The following is a 20071-nucleotide window of genomic DNA, read 5'->3' on the forward strand; positions in this document are numbered from 1 at the left end:
TTTTTATTTTCCTAAACAAAACTTAGAAAATAATTCATTTATTAAAATATCTGGTGAATTTTTACCTAAAATGTTATTTAAAGCATCAAAAGCTTCTTTTAAATTAATTGTATGAATATCAATTGAAATTTTTTTTTCTATATCAGAAATAATATTTTGAAGAGCTTTTAAAGATATTTTCATTTGTTTAATATGTCTAGCGTTTGATAAGTAATTAAAATTTTCATTTTGAATTGAATCTAAATTAAATTTTTTTAAAATATTTTCTTTTAATTCTTCTATTCCTTTGTAGGTTTTATGCGAAACATTAATTGTTTTTTCTTTGATATTTGATAAATTTATTTTTTGAGGTAAATCAGCTTTGCTAGTTATAATTATTCTAGGTTGCTTTTTTGTTAATTCTAATAAAATTCGATCATCTTCGTCTAAATTATGACTTTGATCTAACAATAATAAAATCAATTCAGCTTTTTTTATTAGTTTTTTGGTATTATCTATTCCAATTTTTTCAATAATATTTTTAGTTTTACGAATTCCTGCTGTATCAATTAAAAACAAATCAACACCTTTTATGTTAACATGGCCATCAACATAATCTCTTGTAGTTCCGGCAATATCAGAAACAATAGCTCTTTTTTCTTTTAATAATATATTTAATAAACTAGATTTTCCGACATTAGGTTTTCCTATAATTAAAGTTTGTAATCCTTTTTTAAAAAATTTGTTTTGTATAGAGAATTTTAAAATTTTTTTTATTTGTTCGATTATTTTTTGTGTTTTTGGTAAAATAATTTCATTTGTCATTTCTGTTATATCTTCATATTCAGGGTAATCAATATTTACTTCTATTTGAGCTATTAATTCTAAAATTTGTTTATTTATATTTTCTATTGATTTAGAAGTTTTTTTATGAAGACCTGAATTAGCTAATTTAATAGCGTTTTTGTTTTGAGCAAAAATTAAATCCATAATTGATTCTGCTTGAATTAGATCTATTTTATTATTCAAAAAGGCTCTTTTGCTAAATTCTCCTGGTTGGGCTAATCTAATATTTAAAGATAAAATTCTTTCCAATAAAATTTGAGTTATTAAAATTCCTCCGTGGCCTTGAATTTCAATAATATCTTCGCCAGTAAAAGAATGAGGTTTTTTAAAAACAGAAATTAAAACTTCATCTAAAATATTTTTTTTTTCATCTAAAATAAAACCATGGTGAATTGTATGTCCATTTACTTTGTTTAAATCTTTTTTTTTATTAGAAAAAATTTTATTTATTTCTTTAATTGCGTCTGGCCCACTAATTCTTATTACACTAATACTTCCATTACCTAATGGAGTTGCAATAGCTGCTATAGTGTCGTTTTGAAACATATTTCATTTTCCTTATTTTTAGAAATTTAAATATTATATTATTTATTTAATTATTTTGGTTTTTAAATTCTTTAATCGATTCTTTTATTAATTCAATAATTTTATTTACTTCATTTATATTTTTAACTATTACTCCACAAGCTTTTTGATGTCCACCACCGCCAAATTGATTAGCAATATGACTTATTTGCGGTCCATGAGAACGAATACTTAATTTGTATTGAATGCTGTTGTTTAACTGACAAATAAAAGCCCATACTAAATGATGTTCAACATCACTCAAAATATTAACAATTGAAAAAGCTGATTCCAAATTTAAATTGAATTTTTTTATTATTTCTTCTGAAAATTTAAAATAAATAAAACCTTCTTCAGATATAAAATTGTTACAAACATAACCTTTAAATTTTAAAATATCGATATTTTGTTTATTTATTTTTTTGTTTATTTCAGTTATATTTACGCCATCATATTCTAATAAGGAAGCGACTATTCTTAAAGTATTAGAGTTTACCCTGTCAAAACGAAAATTATCTGTATCCGTTATCATTCCTGTACAAATAGATAAAGCACCTTCTTTAGTTAATTGAAAATTGTTATATTTTTTAAAATAATAAATCATTTCTGAACAAGAACTGAAATTACTATCTATCCATTCATAATTTCCTATTTTTTTAATAAATAAATGATGATCAATTCTGATAATCATTTTACCTAACTTATAACGAGAATCACTAATAATAATTTCTTGTCCACAATCAACAATAAAAATCAAAGCATCTTGGTAAATATCATTTGTTATATGATCCATTTTTCCTAAAAAAGATATTTTTTCTTCTTCTTCGCCGACAACATAAACTTTTTTATTATTATAAGTTGCTGTTATCATATCTTTTAAACCTAATTGAGAACCATAACAATCTCCATCAGGTTTTTTATGACCATGAATAATAATTGTTTCAAAAGATTCAATTTGTTCTTTAATAAAATTTAATTTATTTTTTATTTTTTCTGATATAGATTCTATCATTTTTTATAACTTCCTTTTTTTGATAAAGTATTATTATATTTCTTAATTATTTTTTAAATACATTAATTCTTCAAAATTCTAAAATTTTTTAATTAGTAAATTATATTCTTCATTAATTATATTAAATATTTTAATTTGTTTGAAATCTTTCGTAAGCCTCTTTAAATATTTTTTTTATTCTTTCTTTTAATTCTACATCTGAAATTTCTTTTATTGAAAAAATATCTACAAATAAATCTCTCAAAATAGTTCTTAAATAATTAGAATTTTCAAAAATTGGACTAATAAAAAAATAATCATCTCTTTTTGCATCTTCTATAATAATTTTTTTAAAAAAATCTTTAATTGTTGTGTTTATTTTTTTTAAATGTTGGTTTGTTGTTGAATCGAAACTATAATTTTTTTCAACAATTTCTTCAATTTCTTTAATATCTGTATCATTAATTTTATGACAAATATTAAATATTTTCCCGTTTTCTAATAATGTTTTATATGATTTGAAAGATGTTAAATGTTTTAAAAGCAACCAAGAAGCTAGCATTTCATCTTTATTTTTAGAATAAAATAAATTAATATTCGGGCCTTGGACAATATTTTTTTGTTTTTTTTCTTTATTTTTTTTATTTTCTTGAGGTAAAGGACTTATGCTTGGAACAAAATTCTGAATATTAAATGAATATTCTAATCTTCTATTTGAGGTAATATAAAAACATATGTTTTCGTTTAAGATAAAATTTTCAATTTCTTTTTCTCCACATAATTGACTAAAAGTTAAATATTTTTTATCATAAAATTCTTTTTTAAAATATTCAAATATTTCATGAAAATTTTTATTTTGAAAAAATTGATCTAATTCATCTCTGTTTTCAGGGTATTTTAAATCATTATTTTTTCTTTGTTCTATATTAATTATAAACAAATTGTCTGCACTGTCTACTAAAATAGGAATAAAATCTTTTGTTTTATATTTTTTAATAATTCGGCATATTGTTTCCATTTCTTCCCATGTTATATCTTCTTGTATTTTTCCTTCTTGGTTTATTAAATTATTTAATTCTTCTTTATCTTCTTGATTTTCTTGAATTTTAAGATAAATTTTTTTTAATAGATAACTATTATAAAACATAATTTCTGTTGTTTTTAAAAAAGGAAAATAAAAATAAGAATTTTTTCTTTCTGAAGAATAATCTTCTAAATAATTTTTTTTCAAATAATTATTTAAAAAATCTGATTCTTTAAAATTTTTATCTTTTTCTATAAAAATATCTAAAGGTATTACTTTTTCAGATTTAGAATAAAACTTAACATGATCAGGATAAGAAAAAACTAAATGAGGTTGTTTATCAACAGTTAATGCGCTTTGAATATTTTTCACTATTTGATTCCAATTTCCTTTGTTTTCATCTTTAACTTCAATTTGTGGGTATTGTTTTAAAAAATCATCAATTATTTTTTGTAATATTTTTTGTTCTTTAGGATATAAATTATGCCAAAAATTAATATAAATTTTTGGACCATTTTTATCTTTAAAGTTATTATCTAAATCTTGTTTTGATGCCAAATACTTTTCTAAATCTTGGTATTCTTTTTCAAAATAATCTTTGTTTTTTTTTGAAAATACATTTGATATAAAAATAATCAGTGCTAAAAAATTAAAAAAAATAAATATAAATAAAAAATTTTTAATTTTATCCTTTGATACCACTTTTAGCTTCTCCTGAAATAATATATTTTTTAAAAAAAATAAAAATCAAAAATAAAGGGATATTAATTAATATAAGATTAGCCATTTGGAGATTAATTTTATCTATTTCTGTTTCAATATCAAAAACTTTTCTTGCCATATTAGTTAACAATTGAGCTCCTACTAAATTTGGCCATGCATAAGCGTTCCAACAACCAACTATTCTAAAAATAACAGTTACAATAATTGTAGGTTTAGCAATAGGAACTAGTATTTTCCATAAATATTGCCAGTCACTAGTTCCATCGATTTTAGCTGTGTAATACAATTCCTTTGGTGTATTTTTAAAAACATTGACTAATAATAAAATATGAACAATATTTACTAAATAAGGCAAAATTACAGCATAATCAGTACCAAAAGGAACTTTAGGACCTTGACCATAATCAACTAAACCAGCGTTGGAAATTGTTCTATAATTTGTTATTACTAATGTTTCACTTGTTGTCATTAAACCTAATAATAAAAACATCAATAAAATAGGTTTAAATTTTAAATCTAAAATGCTTAAAGCATAAGCCGTTAAAATACTACATAAAGTTCCTAATAAAGTAGAAAAAAAAGTAACTCTTAAAGTATTTAAAAAAAATTTAATAAACTCCATTTGTTGCAGAGCCAGTTTATAATTTTCCCAATGCCAACCATTTTTTGGTAATGATAAGTAATTATTTTGAATAATGTCTGAAAAACTTTTAATAGATATCATGAACATCAAAAAAAATGGTAGAATGAATAAAAAAGAAATAAAAAACAAAAATAGATATTTGATTAAGGAGAAAAAATTAATTTTTTTTGCTTCTTTTTTTAAACTATTTTTTAAATTCAAAAAATATTTTCGAATATTATTATTTATATTTATCATTATGGAGTTATTTTAAACCTTTAATTTATTTTTCAGTTTTTTTTGAAATAAGAATACTTATTGTTGTAAATAAAATAGAAATAAAAAAAAGTATCATTGCAGCTGCTGCACCTTTAGAATAAGATTGAAAACTTGAGTTTGATAATTGATTATAAATATAACCCACTATTGTTTGAATTTTATAAGATGGTTTATCACCAAATAATCCAATAATAGATTCATATTCTTTAAAAATAGCTAACATTTCTATAATAAATTGATAAAAAATAATAGGTTTGATTAATGGCAAAGTTATTTTGGTAAAAGTTCTAATTTTAGAAGCACCATCAATTTTAGCAGCATTATAATAGGATTTATCAATGTTTTGAATAGCTAAAAGAAAAACAAAAATTTTAAATGGAAGGCGAATCCAAATATTGTATAAAATCAAAACGAATATTTTATTAATAAAAGGAGATGTTACAACTATCCATTCTTGAGGTTTAAAACCGAAAAATTTTATAAAAGAATTAAACAAACCTTCTGGTTTATTTGAAGAAATTCCAACATTAAAATAAAATATAATGCTAAAAATCATTCCCATAATCACTGTATTAGAAATTAAAGGCATAAAAAAAAAAGTTTTAAAAATATTTTTAAAAAAATGATTTTTAATTCTGTTCAATAGTAATGCAATTATTAAAGATAAAATAAGTGATAAAGGAACTACGAAAAGAACTAATAAAAAAGTATTCCTTAATGCATATTTGAATTCGTAATCTCTAAGAACATTTATATAATTTTTTAAACTAAACAATTCTTTTACTTTTATTCCAAAAGTATCGCTAAATTTATCATAATTAGAATTAAAAGATATTATTAAAACTTTTGTTAAGGGTAAAAAAGTAAAAATAGTTAAAATAATTATTGCTGGTAAAAGATATAACCAGTTTTTATTTATTTTTTTATCTTTAAACATTTAATAAACCCTATTTCCTGTTGTTTTATCAAAAATAAAAAATCTTTTTTCTAAGATATTGAAACGAAATTTTTTTTTGTAAACACTTGATAAATCTAATAATTTTTGTTGATCGTTGGGAATAATGATTTTGAAATTAGAATAAATAGAACAAGGATGTTTAGCTAATAAAAATAGTTCTCTTCCAATATTTTCTAAAGCTATGCCTTCTACTTCTATAGAACCATTTTTATCTGCAACATAACCTTCTGGTCTTACTGCTATGTGGATTTCTTTATTGCCTATATTTTGAAATAAATTATCTTCTTTGATTGTTTTTTTGTTTATGATTAATTTGTTATTTTCTATTTTACCATTAAAAACAGAAATATGAGGAACTCCTAAAAAAGAAGCTACAAATAAATTAACAGGATTATCATAAATTTGTTCAGGGGTGTCTTGTTGTTGAATTATTCCGTTATTCATAACGTAAATTTTATCACTAATTGACATCGCTTCTTCTTGATCATGAGTAACAAAAATAGCTGTTATTTTAGTTTTTTTTTGAATTCTTCTTATTTCTTCTCTCATTTTAAAACGTAATCTTGTATCTAAGTTTGATAAAGGCTCGTCTAATAATAAAATTTTGGGATTTTTAATTAAAGCTCTTGCTAAAGAAACTCTTTGTTGTTGACCACCTGATAATTCAGAGGGTTTTTTATCTAGGTAATCTTCGATAGAAGCTAAAACAGAAATTCTTTTTACTTCTTCTTCGATCTTATTTTTAGAAAATTTTAAATTTTGTAAAGGAAAAATAATATTTTGGCGTACTGTCATATGCGGATATAAAGAATAATTTTGAAAAACTAAACCGATTCCTCTTTTTTCAGGATTTATATTAGTAACGTCTTTTCCATCAAATAAAATTTTCCCTTCGTTAGCTTGAATTAAACCAGCGATTATATAAAGAATAGTTGATTTTCCGCAACCTGAAGGTCCTAAAAGACTTATTAATTCTCCTGTAGATATATCTAAATTTACTTTATTAACTGCATAATATTTTTTTTTATCTTTTTTATTTATAAAAATTTTCGAAACATTTTGTAATATGATACCCATTATACTAAAAAACCTTTAATTTAATTTTTAATTAATTTTAACAATTATTATTTTTTAAAAAAAACATCTAAGAAATATTTTTTGGAGTTCTTGGAAAAGCTATAACATCTCTAATATTATCCAGGCCAGTTAAATAAATTAATAATCTTTCTAAACCTAGACCGAAACCTGAATGAATACAACTTCCAAACCGGCGCAAATCCAAATACCATTCTAATTCTTTTTGAGAAATATTAAATTTTTTCATTTTTTCTTTTAAAATATCTAAATTCTCTTCTCTTTGAGAACCTCCAATCAATTCGCCTATTCCAGGAACTAATAAATCCATTGCTGCTACAGTTTTATTATCTGGATTATTTTTCATGTAAAAGGATTTAATATTAATCGGCCAATCAATTATGAAAATAGGTTCTTGAAAAAAATCAGTTAAAAATTTTTCATGTTCAGTAGATAAATCAGAACCATAGAAAGGTTTATTTTCAAAAATTGACTCGTTTTTAATTAAAATTTCAATTGCTTTGGTATAGGTAATTTTTTTAAATTCTTCTAAATTAGCAACTTTTTTTAATCTTTTAATTAAATTTTGTTCTATATTTTTTTCTAGAAATACAAAATCTTCTTTATTTTTTTCTAAACAAAATACAATTACATGTTGAATTAATTTTTGAGCTACTTTAATATTGTCTTGTAAATTATAAAAAGCCATTTCTGGTTCAATCATCCAAAATTCAGAAATATGTTTTGTAGTATTAGAATTTTCAGCTCTAAAAGTAGGTCCAAAAGTATAAATTTTTCCGAAAGACAAAGCCATTGCTTCTCCTTCTAATTGACCAGTAACAGTTAAAAAAGTTGGTTTGGCAAAAAAATCTTTTTTATAATCTATTTTTTTATTTTCATCTAAAGGAATTTTATTTAAATCTAAAGTAGTGACTTGAAACAATTCTCCTGTTCCTTCTCCGTCGTTGATAGTAATAATTGGAGTATGAGCCAAAATAAAACCTTCTTTTTGGAAAAAATCATGAATAGCATAGCTAGCAGAATTTCGTATTCTAAAAACAGCCCCAAAAAGCTTAGTTCTTAATCTTAAATGAGGAATTTGTCGCAAGAAATTCCTAGAATGTTTTTTTGGTTGAATAGGATAATCTTTATGATTATGACCTAAAAAAATTATTTTTTCAGCAAGAAATTCGAAATTTTGATCTATGAGAGAATTTAAGACTAATTCACCTTCTAAACATAATGAAATTCCTACTTGTAATTTTTTTTTAATTTGGTTAATTTCTTCATTTTTAATATTTTTATAAACTATTTGTAAATCTTTTATGTAAGAACCATCATTAAGATCCAAAAAAAATACTTTCTTTTGAAAACGACAATTTTTAACCCATCCATTAATAAAAATTTTTTTATTTAAAAGTAATTCATAATTATCATAAAGGTTTTTGACAGAATACATTATTATGTTTCCTTTTTAACATCATATTTTTTTATCTAAAATTATTAAACTAAAAAGTTCAAAAAATAAAGTTTAAAGAAATTTAAAATTTAAATTGAATATTAAATATTAATAATCAATAATCAAAAATTTATATAAATAATAAATAAGTCAACAAAACAATTAATTTATAAATATTTGAATTACCTCGTTTTAAAAATACAAAATATACAAACCAAATTAAATTTATTACTGCATTGAATACATAAAATATCCTATCATTTAATATTTTAATATTATTATAACAGTATTTTATCATTTAATATTTATTAATATTTAACTATTTATTAATATTTAACTTATTTACTTAATTTAACATTTAAATTATTCTTTCTATATTATAATTTTTTGTAAAAAAAAGATATAAAATCATTTTTATTTATTAGTTTTTTATTTCACTTAATAAATTATTAACTAAATTATAAGTAAGAAAAAATCAAAATATTTAAAATATTTCTTATAATAAAAAAAATTCTTAAATTAAGTAATTTCAGACGAAAATTTATATTTTTTATTTTTAATTTATTTTTATTGATTTTATAAAAATATTTTTTTAACTAATGTTATAATTAAGATTGTTTAATAGTAATATTTTTTTAAATTTATATATATTTTCTATATTATAAAATTATATTTTTTTGATTTTATTATTTAATGATAAGAATGAAGATTAGAAAGATAATATTTAATAAGAAATGATTCAAAATATTAATTTTTTTAAAAAAAAAATATTTATTGTTTTGTTGATAATACCGATTATATTTTTTTTGTGTTTTATTCATCAAAATAAAAAGCAAAATATGGATAATATAAAAAATAAATTAAATAAATTTTTTTCAAAAAAAAGTATATTTAAAACTAGAGTAAATGATAATAATGATAATATTGATGAAGAAATAATAAATGAATTTTCTAAATCTTCAATTTACATGTTTAATTCCGCTGGGGAAAGTTTAAAAATTAAAATTAATCCGAAAGATTTAAATCAAAAAATTGATTATATTGTGGATAATAATCCTGAAAAGAAAGAGATTTATTTGAGTCAAGCGGAAAAGGTATTAAAAAGTTATTACCAAAGTATAATAAAAAGAAATCAAATAATTATCGATCATTATTTAAAAAATGTAAATAAATGGGGAACAGAAATCAAAAAATGTCAAAATAAATTAAATGCCCTGGATACAATTATATCCGATTTAGACAGAGAACTATTGTTTTTAAATTCAAAAAAAGATTTTATTGAAAACAAAATCAAACAAAAAAAAGATGATTTTATAATTAAAAGAAAAGATCTATTATTATCATTGCAATACAGTTTCAAAAAATATAGTATCTTATTTCCTTTACAAAATGAAATAGATTTATTATTAGAACAATTACCTCTTTTGGATATAGAAATTATAGATCTGAGAAAAAAAATAGTTTCATTACAAAAAGAAAAAGAAATTTTTATTCAAAAAAAACCTTTTTTTATTAAAAAAAAAGAAAAAAATTTGAAAAATTTAAATTTGGCCAAATATTATAAACAAAAAGAATTAAATGAATTTCATAATGTTTTAAAGCAAACAATTGATAATATTTATGATATTGATCCATTTATGGTTTAAAAAAAATTATTAAATTATATTTGATTTATTAATTTTTTATTTTTTATATTACTTTCTGTTAGGAATAAGACTAATAAAAAAAGTGGGAAAGTCAAAATGTTTATTAAAATAATATTTTGACTTTTTATCTCTTTTAGATTTAAATATGGAACATTTTATCATATAATAACTATAATTAGTAAATAGTTTGATTTTAATTATTAGAACTTTAATTATTAGAACAATTTTTTTTTAAAAAAATAGTTTTGTTTTAATGGAACACAATTAAATTATTTTTTATAAATTAAAATTTTTCAATTTTTTAATAAAGTATAATGAAAAATAGTAAAAAATAGTTTTACTTATAATATAATAAACGTTGGGTTAGTTATTTTTGAATTAATAAGGAACTTTAAAATATTTTGTTCTTTAATTTAAGAATATACTCTTATTGTTGTTTTAAAATTAATTTAAAAAAATATTAAAAATTCTTAATTTGAAATAAGATTAATGATTTATTTTTTTATAATTTTTGATATTTTTTTTAAATAGAAATAAAAAAGAGGATTGATTTAACCGTGGAAATATTTGATTTATATGACCCTTTAAAAAAAAAACAGTTTCAAATTCTAGATTTAGAAGGTAAAGTTATTTATCCAGAATTAGAACCAAAGTTATCTAATTCTGAATTAATCAAAATGTATAAAACAATGGTTTTATGTCGAATTTCAGATATAAAAGCGGTTCAATATCAAAGACAAGGAAGAATGCTTTCTTATGTTGTTAATAAAGGTCATGAAGCCTGTCAAGTTGGCGCTGCTTCAGCTTTGAAAGAAAAAGATTGGATTTCTCCTTATTTTCGTGATATAGGTTTATATTTATATCGCGGAATTCCCTTAGAAAATATATATCTTTACTGGTTCGGAAATGAAAAAGGTTCTAAAATGGATCATTCTAAACGTATTTTACCTGTAAATATCATAATAGGTTCAGGAATAAATATTGGTGCAGGATTAGCTTTAGCAAGCAAACTACAAAATAAAGATGAAGTAACTTTGGCAACTATTGGTGATGGTGGAACAGCTCATGAAGAATTTTATGCAGGTTTGAATTATGCTGCAGTTTTTAAAGCTCCTTTGGTAGTAGCAATCCAAAATAATCAATATGCTATTTCAACTCCTAGAAAAATTGCTTCTAATTCAGAAACTTTAGCTCAAAAAGCTTACGCTTTTGGTATACCAGGAATTCAAGTTGATGGTAATGATATTTTAGCAGTTCATGTAGCTGTTAAAGAATTCTCTGAAAGAGCAAGACAAAAAAAAGGTCCTAGTTTATTAGAAATTTTAACTTATCGTTTAGGACCGCATACAACTAATGACAACACTTTTTTATATCGTTCGAAAGAAGAAGAAGAAGAATGGATAAAAAAAGATCCAATTACTCGTTTTGAAAAATATTTATTAAATAAAAATATTTTAACTCAAGAATTGATAGAAAAGTATGAAAAAGAAACTTATGAACATGTTACGCAAACTCATGAAAAAATTATGTCTTATGGAACTAAAATAGAACCTATTGAAATTTTTGAGCATGTTTATCAAGAAATGACTCCTCAATTAAAAGAACAATATCTCGAATATGAATCTTTTTTAAAGAATATTAAAGAAGGAAAAAAACAATAAAAATTATGAGTTCAGACAAAGCTTTAATGAATATGTTACAAACAATTAATCATACTTTAGATATGCAATTAGAAAAAAATCCAAAAATAGTTTTATTTGGCCAGGATATCGGAAAATTAGGCGGCGTTTTTAGAGTAACAGCAGGTTTACAAAAAAAATATGGAATAGATCGTGTTTTTGATACTCCAATATCTGAATCTGCTATTGTAGGAAGCGCAATTGGAATGTCTATAAATGGTTTGATTCCGATAGCTGAAATTCAATTTGATGGTTTTGTTTATGTCGGATTAGAAGATTTAATTGCTCATGCAGCTAGAATGAGAAATAGGTCTAGAGGTTCTTACACTTGCCCTATGGTTTTGAAATTTCCAATTGGAGGAGGGGTAAAAGCTTTAGAACATCATTCTGAATCTTTAGAAGTTATTTTAGGTTCTATTCCAGGTTTAAAAGTAGTTGTTCCTTCTAATCCTTATGATGCTAAAGGTCTTTTAATTGCTGCTATCAATTCTCCTGATCCTGTAGTATATATGGAACCAAAACTTTTATATCGTGGAAAAAAACAAGAAGTTCCATTAAAAGAATTTGAAATAGAAATAGGAAAAGCAAAAGTAGTTCATTCAGGTTCTGATGTTACTTTGGTTGCTTGGAGTTCTGCTGTCTTATTTTCTAAATTAGCAATTGATATTTTAAATAAAGAAGGTATATCGGTTGAATTAATAGATTTAAGAACTATTAATCCAATTGATAAAGAAACAATTTTGAATTCTGTTAAAAAAACAGGTAGATTAGTAGTTGTTCATGAAGCAACGCGCACTTATGGCCCTGCTGGTGAAATAATTTCTCTGGTTAATGAACATGTTTTTGATTATCTAAAAAGTGCTCCACAAAGAATTACAGGATTTGATATTATTATGCCTTTAGCTAGAGGAGAGTACCATCAAAATTTAAATTCTGATAAGATAGTATATGGAATAAAAAGAATTTTTAATAAAAATAATATTTAAAATTAAATAAAAAAAGGATGATTTTAAAAATGGTTGAATTACGTTTTTCTGATATTGGCGAAGGAATTAATGAAGGTAAAATTATTACTTTCTTTTATAAAGAAGGTGATTTTGTTAAAGAAGGAGAAAATTTGTTAGAAGTAGAAACAGACAAAGTTAGTGTTCCGATTTCTTCTCCTAAAACAGGAAAAATTAAAAAAATTTTTTTTAATGAAGGAGACCAAATAGAAGTTGGCGATTTGATACTAACAATTGAATAATTTTTTAAATAAAATGATAAAAGGAATTTCTTTAATATGATTGATAAAAAAAAAGATAATAATTTAGAAAATAAAAATAATGAAAAATTCGAAATTATTGAGATTTCTAATGTAAGAAAAATAATTGCAAAAAAAATGGTAGTTTCAAAAACAGAAATTCCTGATGCTACTTTAATGGATGAAGTTGATATTACTAATTTGGTTTTTTTAAGAAAAAAATTCAAAAAAGAAGCAGAGTTAAAAGGAATTAAATTAACTTATATTTCTTTTATATCAAAAGCATTAATTATTGCTTTAAAAGAATTTCCGTTATTTAATTCTAGTTTTGATATTGATAAAAAAGAAATATTATTAAAAAAATTTATTAATTTAGGGATAGCTGTTGATACTCTAAATGGTTTAATGGTACCTAATATCAAAAATGCAGATCAATTAAACATTTTTGATTTAGCTCATGAAATTCAAAAAATATCTCAAGATGCAAGAGAAGAAAAATTAACATTAGAACAAATTAGGAATGGAACTTTTACAATAAGTAATTTTGGATCTATAGGTGGTTTGCAATGTACTCCTATTATTAATATTCCTGAAATAGCAATTTTAGGAATAGGAAAAATTATAAAAAAACCAATAGTAAAAGATAATAATATTGTTATTGGTGATATCTTGCATCTTTCTTTGACTTTTGATCATCGTATTATAGACGGAGCTCCTGCTGCTAGATTTTTAAATAGAATTTCTTCATTGCTAAATGACACTAGCGAATTAGAAAAACATATTTTTTAAAAATTAAAAAAATACACAAATGAGTAATATATGTTGGAATATGATATTTTAATTATCGGTGGGGGTCCAGGAGGATATGTAGCTGCTATCAAAGCAGCACAATTAGGAGCAAAGGTAGCTTTAGTAGAAGACCATAAATTAGGTGGAATTTGTCTTCATTATGGATGTATACCTACTAAAACTTATTTAAAAAGTGCTAAAGTTTTTGATTTTTTAAAAAATTCTGAAAAATTTGGAATTAATAGCAATAAAGATGTTTCTTTTGATTGGTTATCTATTTTAGCACGTAAAAATAAAGTAGTCAAACAATTAAATGATGGCGTTGAATTTTTATTAAGAAAAAACAAAATTGATTTTTATAATTCTTTTGCTAATATTTTAAATTCTCGTCTAGTTCAAGTAGGAGAACAAAAAATAAAAACTGATAAAATTATTATTGCTACAGGTTCTAGTGCTTTTATTCCTCCTATTCCAGGAGCTAAAGAGTCTTTTGAAAATAAATTTCTTTATACTAGTAAAGAGTTAGTGAATTTAGATAAATTTCCTAAGAAGATGATTATAATAGGCGGAGGAATTATTGGGGTAGAATTTGCTTCCATTTTTAAAAAATTTGGTTCTGAAATTGTTATTTTAGAGAAACAAAAAAGTATTTTAAATAATATGGATTCTGATATTGTTAATTATTATACTGAAAAATTAAAAAAAGATGGAATCGGTATAAATACAGATACAGAAGTGGTTAAAATAGAAAATAATAAAGTTTATTATAAAATAAAGGATCAAATTCATGAAAATTTTTCCGATATTATTTTGATGGCTGTAGGAACAAGACCTAATTTAAAAGGAATTCAAAATTTAGATTTAAAAATATCTCCTCAAGGAATAGTAACTGATGAATTTTTAAGAACCTCTATTGAGGGAGTTTATGCTATCGGAGATGTTAATGGAAAGCATATGTTAGCTCATGTTGCTAGTCACGAAGGACAAATTGCTGTTTCTCATGCTTTGGGACAACAAAATATAAAACCTATGAATTATGATTATGTTCCTTCTTGTGTTTATGGTTTTCCAGAAATTGCTTCTGTTGGATTAACTGAAAAAGAAGTTAAAGAAAAGAATATTGATTATAAAATTTCTATTTTTAATGTTAAGAATATTGGTAAATCTTTATCAGATGGAGAAGTTGATGGTTTTGCTAAGTTAATTGTTGATAAAGTTGATTTAAAAATTTTAGGGATGCATATCATATCTCATAATGCTACAGAGTTAATTACTGAAGTTACTGTGATTATGAATTCAAAAGGAACAGCTTACGACATAGCAGAAACAATTCATCCTCACCCTACTTTATCAGAATTAATTCTAGAAACTTTTTTAGGAGCAATTGATAAACCTATTCATATGTAAATTTATAATTTTAAATTTTTATTTTTAGATTATCATTAAAAATGTTTTTTTACATTATTAAAAAAATACCTATTTAATTGGTATTTTTTTGTTTTTCAAAATATTTTTATATTTAAAAAATAAAAAAATTTAAAAGAGAAATAAAATTATGTTAATTGATACTCATGCACATCTTAATTTTTCAGAATTCGAACAAGATTTAGAACAAGTAATAAAAAAAGCTTATCAAAATAATGTTCGATATTTTATTGTTCCTGGTGTTGATCAAAAAACAAATGAAAAATCTATTGAATTAGCTATTAAATATCCTTTTATTAAAGCTTCTGTTGGGATTCATCCTTGCCATTTTGCAAATGAAAATCCTTTTAGTATTGAAAAATATTTAAGATATCCTCAAGTTGTAGCGGTAGGTGAAATTGGTTTAGATTTATATCATGATAAAAGTTCTTTATCAATTCAAAAAAAAAATTTAGATATTCAACTTAAATTAGCTGTTAAATATAATTTACCTGTAATTTTACACGCAAGAGAATCTTTTAATGAATTATATAAAATATTGCTCCCTTATAAAGGAAAAATTAGAGGAGTGTTCCATTGTTTAACAAGTGATTTAGAAGAAGCTAAAAAAGCTTTAGAATTAGATTTTTATGTTGGATTAGGCGGAATTATAACTTATGATAAATATGTAGAAGCTCATAAAATAGCTCAAAAAATACCATTAGAAAAAATTATTTTAGAAACTGATTCTCCTTTTTTAATTCCTTCTCCTTTTTCTAAAAAAAATAGAAATGAACCTAAATTTATTAAAATTATAGCCGAAAAAATAGCTTTCTTCAAAAATGTTACTTTGAAAGAAATTGAAGAACAAACAACAAAAAATGTTAAAAAATTATTTAACATAATTTTTTAATTTAAAAAGTTTTTTTCAATTACTAAAATTTTTTTGTTATTTTAGTAAGTTTTTATACTGATTAATATTTAAAAGATTATTCTTTTTTATATTTTCTTTTTATTAAAATTAAATTGATAGTTTTTATTCAAAAGTAATTTTTATTTTAAAATTTTTATAATGAATTATTTTTAAAAATAATTCTTTATTAATAAGTTAATTTCTAGATATTTTAAATATAAAAAAATAGCTAAAAAAAATATATATTTAATAATTTATTTTAAATTTATATATATTTTTAAAAATTTTTTTATTTGATTAAAATAAATAAGTCAAATTGTTTTTATAAACAAATTGACTTATTTATTTTTTATTGTTTCTGTTTTAATTGAGACAGAATTTTTTTTAATGACTTAAATTATATACCTTCCCAAAGTGTTTGTTTTTGTATAATTAATATTATTAATAAATAACAACTTTAAATCTTTTTTCAGATAATTATTTTCTTTTATTAGAATATAACTAGAGCTTATTTTTATATTATTTAAAATAAAATTAAATAAATATTTTTTATTACTAATTTTAAGAAATATAAAAATGTTTAAAAAATAATTGTACAATTAATTTTTCATTCATTAAAAAATAAAATCTTCATCTTGCAAATTTTCATAAATCATTTTTTGACAACCATATAACCTTTCATAGCAAAATTATTCATTGTTTTTGTTTCTGTATTTAAACCATTTAAAATAACAGGATTTATATATAATTATTTTGCTAATCGACTAACAATATAAAACATAAACACTTTCACTAAGATCATAAATATTTGTTTTATTATTTTTTCATGATTTCTCTTTTTTTATTTTTTTCGTTTTTTATTAATAAAAACTTGTTTATTTCTCTAGTTAAAAATTTTTTTGTTTAAATAAAAAAAGACCTTTTGAAAAAAGTCTTTTGAGAAAAAAAGAATTTTAAATTGTATTAATATTAAAATAATTAATTCATTTTTAATTTATTTTATCTAATAAAAGATTACTTATTTTTTTGAAGTTTATTTTTTTCTTTGGCATGATTTAGTTTGAGACGTGTTTTTTTCTATTTTTTAAATGATAAAATTTTTGTAAAAGAGTTAAAGTGAGATAAATGTTCATATCGTACTTGCGCGTGCCCTTAAATTAAAGTAAGAGTGGTAGATAAACATAAAGCAAATATGAAACTAAATATGAAACCAATAATAATTAGAAAAGAATACACAACATAAAAAATCATGTGCAAACAAACTGATATTTTAGGATGAAAGGTTTTAATTTAATTAATCAAAACAATAATGAAAATGTAATAGTTGAATACAAAAGACTTAAAGGAAGATTTTTGAAAAAATTTCTATCTTCAGTTTTCTTAAAATTGATAATTCGGTCTTCTTTTGTGATAATAGTTCTTGTTTAAAACTGTTTATTGTTTGGGGTACAGCTCATAAAACATTTGGGATATGATTATAATTTTTTAGTTTAAAAAATAGGCAGTGTTTATTAGATATTTAATAATAAATTAAGGTTTTTTAAAAATATATATTTTAGTGGGGCACCTTTTCCCATTGATTTTAAATCTTTAATTGTTCAATTAAGAGAAAAATAATTTTTTTCCCTTTTCCCTCCATCAAAATACATAACTTTTATTTGTGTATTTTTTCATCTTAAAACTATTTTTTTTATTTTTATTTTTTATCAAAACAAAAGTTTTTGTTTTCTCAGTTAAGATTTTTTTTATTTGTTTAAATAAAAAAGACCCTTTTCAAAGGGTCTTTAAAAAAAGATAATTCATTAAAAAATAAAATCTTCATCTTGCAAACTTTCAGAAATCATTTTTTGATAACCATTACCTTTCATCGAGAAATTATCCATTGTTTTTGTTTCTGTATTTAAACCATTTAAAATAACAGGATTTATTTCTTCATAAGGAAATTTTTGAGAAAATCCTAAATTTAATAAAGCTTTATTTGCGTTATAACGAATAAATTTATTGACATCTTCGACTAAGTTTATCTTCTGATAAAGTTCAATTGTTAATTGTTCTTGTTCTTGGTATAAAGTTTCTAAAAAAGTATTCATCCAATTTTTGAGTTCCTTTTGTTGATCTTGCGAGAAACCATTATATAATTCTTTTGCTAATCGACCAATATATACGCCATGAACACTTTCATCTCTAATAATTAAATTAACAATTTCGCCTGCTTGCATCAACATTCCTTGCCCATAAAAATATAAAGGATAATAAAAACCACAATAAAATAACCAAGTTTCTAAAAAAACAGAACCAACCATTGCTTTCCATTGTGTTATTTGTTTATTTTGTGAATGTTCTTTCTTTAAATTTTCATAAAGAGAAACAATATTTTTTAAAATATTTTGAACATTGATTTGTTCTTCTCCCCATTTAAACAATTCATCAATTTCTTTTTGGTTTAAAAAAGTCATAAAAATATTAGAATAACTTTTGGCATGAATAGCTTCCATTGCTCCCATAAAATTTAGAGTTGCTTTTTTTTGATTTTCCCACGGTAAACAAGAACCAAGAAGAGAAGGCATGCCAATATCACCTTGGTAAGTATCTAAAAAGGTTAAAACTAATAAATTTTTGGAATAAGTTTCTTTTTCTTGAGGTGTTAATTTACCCCAAATATTGAGATCGCTTTGTAAACTTATATCTTCTGGTCTCCAAAATTGACTTAGATTTTGTTCATAAAAGTGTTGTGTATAATCATCTTCTTTTTTATTCCAATTTGCTCCTTTAAATTTTGTTTGATTATGATTTGATTTCATTTTAAATCTATTCTCCTTTTTTTAAAAAAATTAAATTAAATTAAAACTTTTTTTAATTTGAATTTCTAATTCCTGAGTTATTTCTTTGTTTTTAATTAAAAATTCTTTAACTGTTTCTCTTCCTTGGCCTATTTTTTCATTTTTATAACTAAACCAAGAACCATTTTTTTGTATTAAATCCATGTTTACTGCTAAATCTAAAATTTCACCAATTTTGGAAATACCCTGGCCATAAATTATTTCAAAACTAGCTACTTTAAAAGGAGAAGAAACTTTAGATTTTACTATTTTGACATTAGATCTGATTCCTATAAATTGGTTATCATTTTTTATAAATTCAGATCTTCTAATATCTAATCTTAAAGAAGCAAAATATTTTAAAGCTTTGCCGCCCGGTGTAACTTCGGGACTACCATAAATCACTCCTACTTTATCTCTTAATTGATTTACATAAATTACTGTTGTATTAGTTTTAGATATTATTGCTGATTGTTTTCTCATGGCTTGGCCCATCATTCTGGCTTGTAAACCCATGAAGGAATCTCCGCTTTCTCCTTTCAATTCAGCTTCAGGTGCTAATGCTGCTACTGAATCTACAACTATTAAACTTACGGCTTCACTTTTAATTAAAGTTTCAACAATATCTAAAGCTTTTTCGCCAGAATCGGGTTGAGAAACTATGAAATTATCTATATCAACACCAATTTTTTTAGCATAGTTAATATCTAAAGCGTTTTCCACATCTACAAAAGCTACATTACCATTTTGTTTTTGTGCTTCTGATATGGCGTGTAACGCTAAAGTAGTTTTTCCAGAACTTTCTAAACCATAAATTTCAATAATTCTTCCTTTAGGAAAACCACCTATTTCAAGAGCAATATCTAAATTTAAAGAACCAGTAGAGATAGATTGAATCTTGTTTACCTTTTTTGAATTAAGTTTCATTATACTTCCTTTGCCAAAACGTTTTTCAATGTCTTTTAATGTTTGTTCTAGAATATCTTTTGTCTTATTTTCGTTGTTCATTTTATTCATTTGTTTAATTTTCCTTTTTTAATATTAATTTAATTAAAAGAA

16 protein-coding genes and 1 pseudogene are annotated in these 20071 nt (G+C 22.4%); 7 read left to right on the forward strand and 10 right to left on the reverse strand.

Going from position 1 to position 20071, the window contains the following annotated elements:
* Positions 1–3: 3 nt before the first annotated feature.
* The 7 genes from mnmE to asnS form a co-directional block, all read right to left on the reverse strand.
* The gene (mnmE, locus tag Q8777_RS00345; RefSeq protein ID WP_318676271.1) at positions 4–1371 is read right to left on the reverse strand and encodes a tRNA uridine-5-carboxymethylaminomethyl(34) synthesis GTPase MnmE; all 1368 of its coding nucleotides are present in this window, start codon (positions 1369–1371) and stop codon (positions 4–6) included.
* A gap of 46 nt (positions 1372–1417) precedes the next feature.
* Positions 1418–2401 carry a bifunctional oligoribonuclease/PAP phosphatase NrnA gene (locus Q8777_RS00350; protein ID WP_318676270.1) on the reverse strand — a complete coding sequence of 328 codons (984 nt, stop codon included), beginning with the start codon at positions 2399–2401 and terminating at the stop codon, positions 1418–1420.
* A gap of 130 nt (positions 2402–2531) precedes the next feature.
* Positions 2532–4106, reverse strand: a complete 1575-nt coding sequence (locus tag Q8777_RS00355; RefSeq protein ID WP_318676269.1) for an extracellular solute-binding protein — start codon at positions 4104–4106, stop codon at positions 2532–2534.
* Positions 4090–4851, reverse strand: a complete 762-nt coding sequence (locus Q8777_RS00360) for a carbohydrate ABC transporter permease (protein ID WP_318749430.1) — start codon at positions 4849–4851, stop codon at positions 4090–4092. Before Q8777_RS00360 ends, Q8777_RS00355 begins: the two co-directional genes overlap by 17 nt.
* 181 nt (positions 4852–5032) lie before the next feature.
* Entirely contained in the window at positions 5033–5965 is a 933-nt protein-coding gene (locus Q8777_RS00365; protein ID WP_318676267.1) for a sugar ABC transporter permease, read from the reverse strand.
* Positions 5966–7063: an ABC transporter ATP-binding protein gene (locus tag Q8777_RS00370; RefSeq protein WP_318676266.1), complete on the reverse strand. Its 1098-nt coding sequence runs from the start codon at positions 7061–7063 to the stop codon at positions 5966–5968. It lies immediately after the preceding gene.
* A gap of 67 nt (positions 7064–7130) precedes the next feature.
* Positions 7131–8522 carry an asparagine--tRNA ligase gene (asnS, locus tag Q8777_RS00375; protein WP_318676347.1) on the reverse strand — a complete coding sequence of 464 codons (1392 nt, stop codon included), beginning with the start codon at positions 8520–8522 and terminating at the stop codon, positions 7131–7133.
* An 836-nt stretch (positions 8523–9358) separates the two neighbouring features.
* Here asnS and Q8777_RS00380 point away from each other — a divergent pair.
* From Q8777_RS00380 to Q8777_RS00410, 7 genes are all read left to right on the forward strand, one after another.
* Complete coding sequence (locus Q8777_RS00380) at positions 9359–10165, forward strand: hypothetical protein (RefSeq protein WP_318676265.1); 807 nt, start codon at positions 9359–9361, stop codon at positions 10163–10165.
* 557 nt (positions 10166–10722) lie between these two features.
* The gene (gene pdhA, locus Q8777_RS00385) at positions 10723–11826 is read left to right on the forward strand and encodes a pyruvate dehydrogenase (acetyl-transferring) E1 component subunit alpha (protein WP_318676264.1); all 1104 of its coding nucleotides are present in this window, start codon (positions 10723–10725) and stop codon (positions 11824–11826) included.
* A gap of 5 nt (positions 11827–11831) precedes the next feature.
* A complete protein-coding gene (locus Q8777_RS00390) occupies positions 11832–12830 on the forward strand; it encodes an alpha-ketoacid dehydrogenase subunit beta (protein WP_318676263.1) in 999 nt (332 codons plus the stop codon).
* A 29-nt stretch (positions 12831–12859) separates the two neighbouring features.
* Positions 12860–13090 (forward strand): biotin/lipoyl-containing protein, encoded by a 231-nt coding sequence (locus Q8777_RS00395; protein WP_318676262.1) that lies wholly within the window; start codon positions 12860–12862, stop codon positions 13088–13090.
* A gap of 36 nt (positions 13091–13126) precedes the next feature.
* Complete coding sequence (locus Q8777_RS00400) at positions 13127–13876, forward strand: 2-oxo acid dehydrogenase subunit E2 (RefSeq protein WP_318676261.1); 750 nt, start codon at positions 13127–13129, stop codon at positions 13874–13876.
* A gap of 30 nt (positions 13877–13906) precedes the next feature.
* Entirely contained in the window at positions 13907–15283 is a 1377-nt protein-coding gene (lpdA, locus tag Q8777_RS00405) for a dihydrolipoyl dehydrogenase (RefSeq protein ID WP_318676260.1), read from the forward strand.
* 148 nt (positions 15284–15431) lie between these two features.
* Positions 15432–16193, forward strand: a complete 762-nt coding sequence (locus tag Q8777_RS00410; RefSeq protein ID WP_318676259.1) for a TatD family hydrolase — start codon at positions 15432–15434, stop codon at positions 16191–16193.
* 614 nt (positions 16194–16807) lie between these two features.
* On the opposite strand, the pseudogene Q8777_RS00415 reads toward Q8777_RS00410, so the two are convergent.
* The 3 genes and pseudogenes from Q8777_RS00415 to recA all read right to left on the reverse strand — a co-directional run.
* Positions 16808–16935: pseudogene (locus Q8777_RS00415) on the reverse strand (ribonucleotide-diphosphate reductase); the annotation flags it as partial.
* A 1060-nt stretch (positions 16936–17995) separates the two neighbouring features.
* Positions 17996–18994 carry a class 1b ribonucleoside-diphosphate reductase subunit beta gene (gene nrdF, locus Q8777_RS00420; RefSeq protein WP_318676258.1) on the reverse strand — a complete coding sequence of 333 codons (999 nt, stop codon included), beginning with the start codon at positions 18992–18994 and terminating at the stop codon, positions 17996–17998.
* A 30-nt stretch (positions 18995–19024) separates the two neighbouring features.
* Positions 19025–20029 carry a recombinase RecA gene (gene recA, locus Q8777_RS00425; RefSeq protein ID WP_318676257.1) on the reverse strand — a complete coding sequence of 335 codons (1005 nt, stop codon included), beginning with the start codon at positions 20027–20029 and terminating at the stop codon, positions 19025–19027.
* Positions 20030–20071 lie beyond the last annotated feature (42 nt).

It is taken from the genome of Candidatus Phytoplasma stylosanthis (assembly GCF_032886435.1).
GTDB lineage: Bacteria > Bacillota_I > Bacilli_A > Acholeplasmatales > Acholeplasmataceae > Phytoplasma > Phytoplasma stylosanthis.

What these genes read in the sequence shown, in the direction of transcription:
- mnmE (WP_318676271.1), bottom strand. Translation starts at nt 1,371, where the DNA reads ATGTTTCAAAACGACACTATAGCAGCTATTGCAACTCCATTAGGTAAT.
- Q8777_RS00350 (WP_318676270.1), bottom strand. Translation starts at nt 2,401, where the DNA reads ATGATAGAATCTATATCAGAAAAAATAAAAAATAAATTAAATTTTATT.
- Q8777_RS00360 (WP_318749430.1), bottom strand. Translation starts at nt 4,851, where the DNA reads ATGATATCTATTAAAAGTTTTTCAGACATTATTCAAAATAATTACTTA.
- Q8777_RS00365 (WP_318676267.1), bottom strand. Translation starts at nt 5,965, where the DNA reads ATGTTTAAAGATAAAAAAATAAATAAAAACTGGTTATATCTTTTACCA.
- Q8777_RS00370 (WP_318676266.1), bottom strand. Translation starts at nt 7,063, where the DNA reads ATGGGTATCATATTACAAAATGTTTCGAAAATTTTTATAAATAAAAAA.
- Q8777_RS00380 (WP_318676265.1), top strand. Translation starts at nt 9,359, where the DNA reads ATGGATAATATAAAAAATAAATTAAATAAATTTTTTTCAAAAAAAAGT.
- Q8777_RS00390 (WP_318676263.1), top strand. Translation starts at nt 11,832, where the DNA reads ATGAGTTCAGACAAAGCTTTAATGAATATGTTACAAACAATTAATCAT.
- Q8777_RS00395 (WP_318676262.1), top strand. Translation starts at nt 12,860, where the DNA reads ATGGTTGAATTACGTTTTTCTGATATTGGCGAAGGAATTAATGAAGGT.
- Q8777_RS00400 (WP_318676261.1), top strand. Translation starts at nt 13,127, where the DNA reads ATGATTGATAAAAAAAAAGATAATAATTTAGAAAATAAAAATAATGAA.
- lpdA (WP_318676260.1), top strand. Translation starts at nt 13,907, where the DNA reads ATGTTGGAATATGATATTTTAATTATCGGTGGGGGTCCAGGAGGATAT.
- Q8777_RS00410 (WP_318676259.1), top strand. Translation starts at nt 15,432, where the DNA reads ATGTTAATTGATACTCATGCACATCTTAATTTTTCAGAATTCGAACAA.
- nrdF (WP_318676258.1), bottom strand. Translation starts at nt 18,994, where the DNA reads ATGAAATCAAATCATAATCAAACAAAATTTAAAGGAGCAAATTGGAAT.
- recA (WP_318676257.1), bottom strand. Translation starts at nt 20,029, where the DNA reads ATGAATAAAATGAACAACGAAAATAAGACAAAAGATATTCTAGAACAA.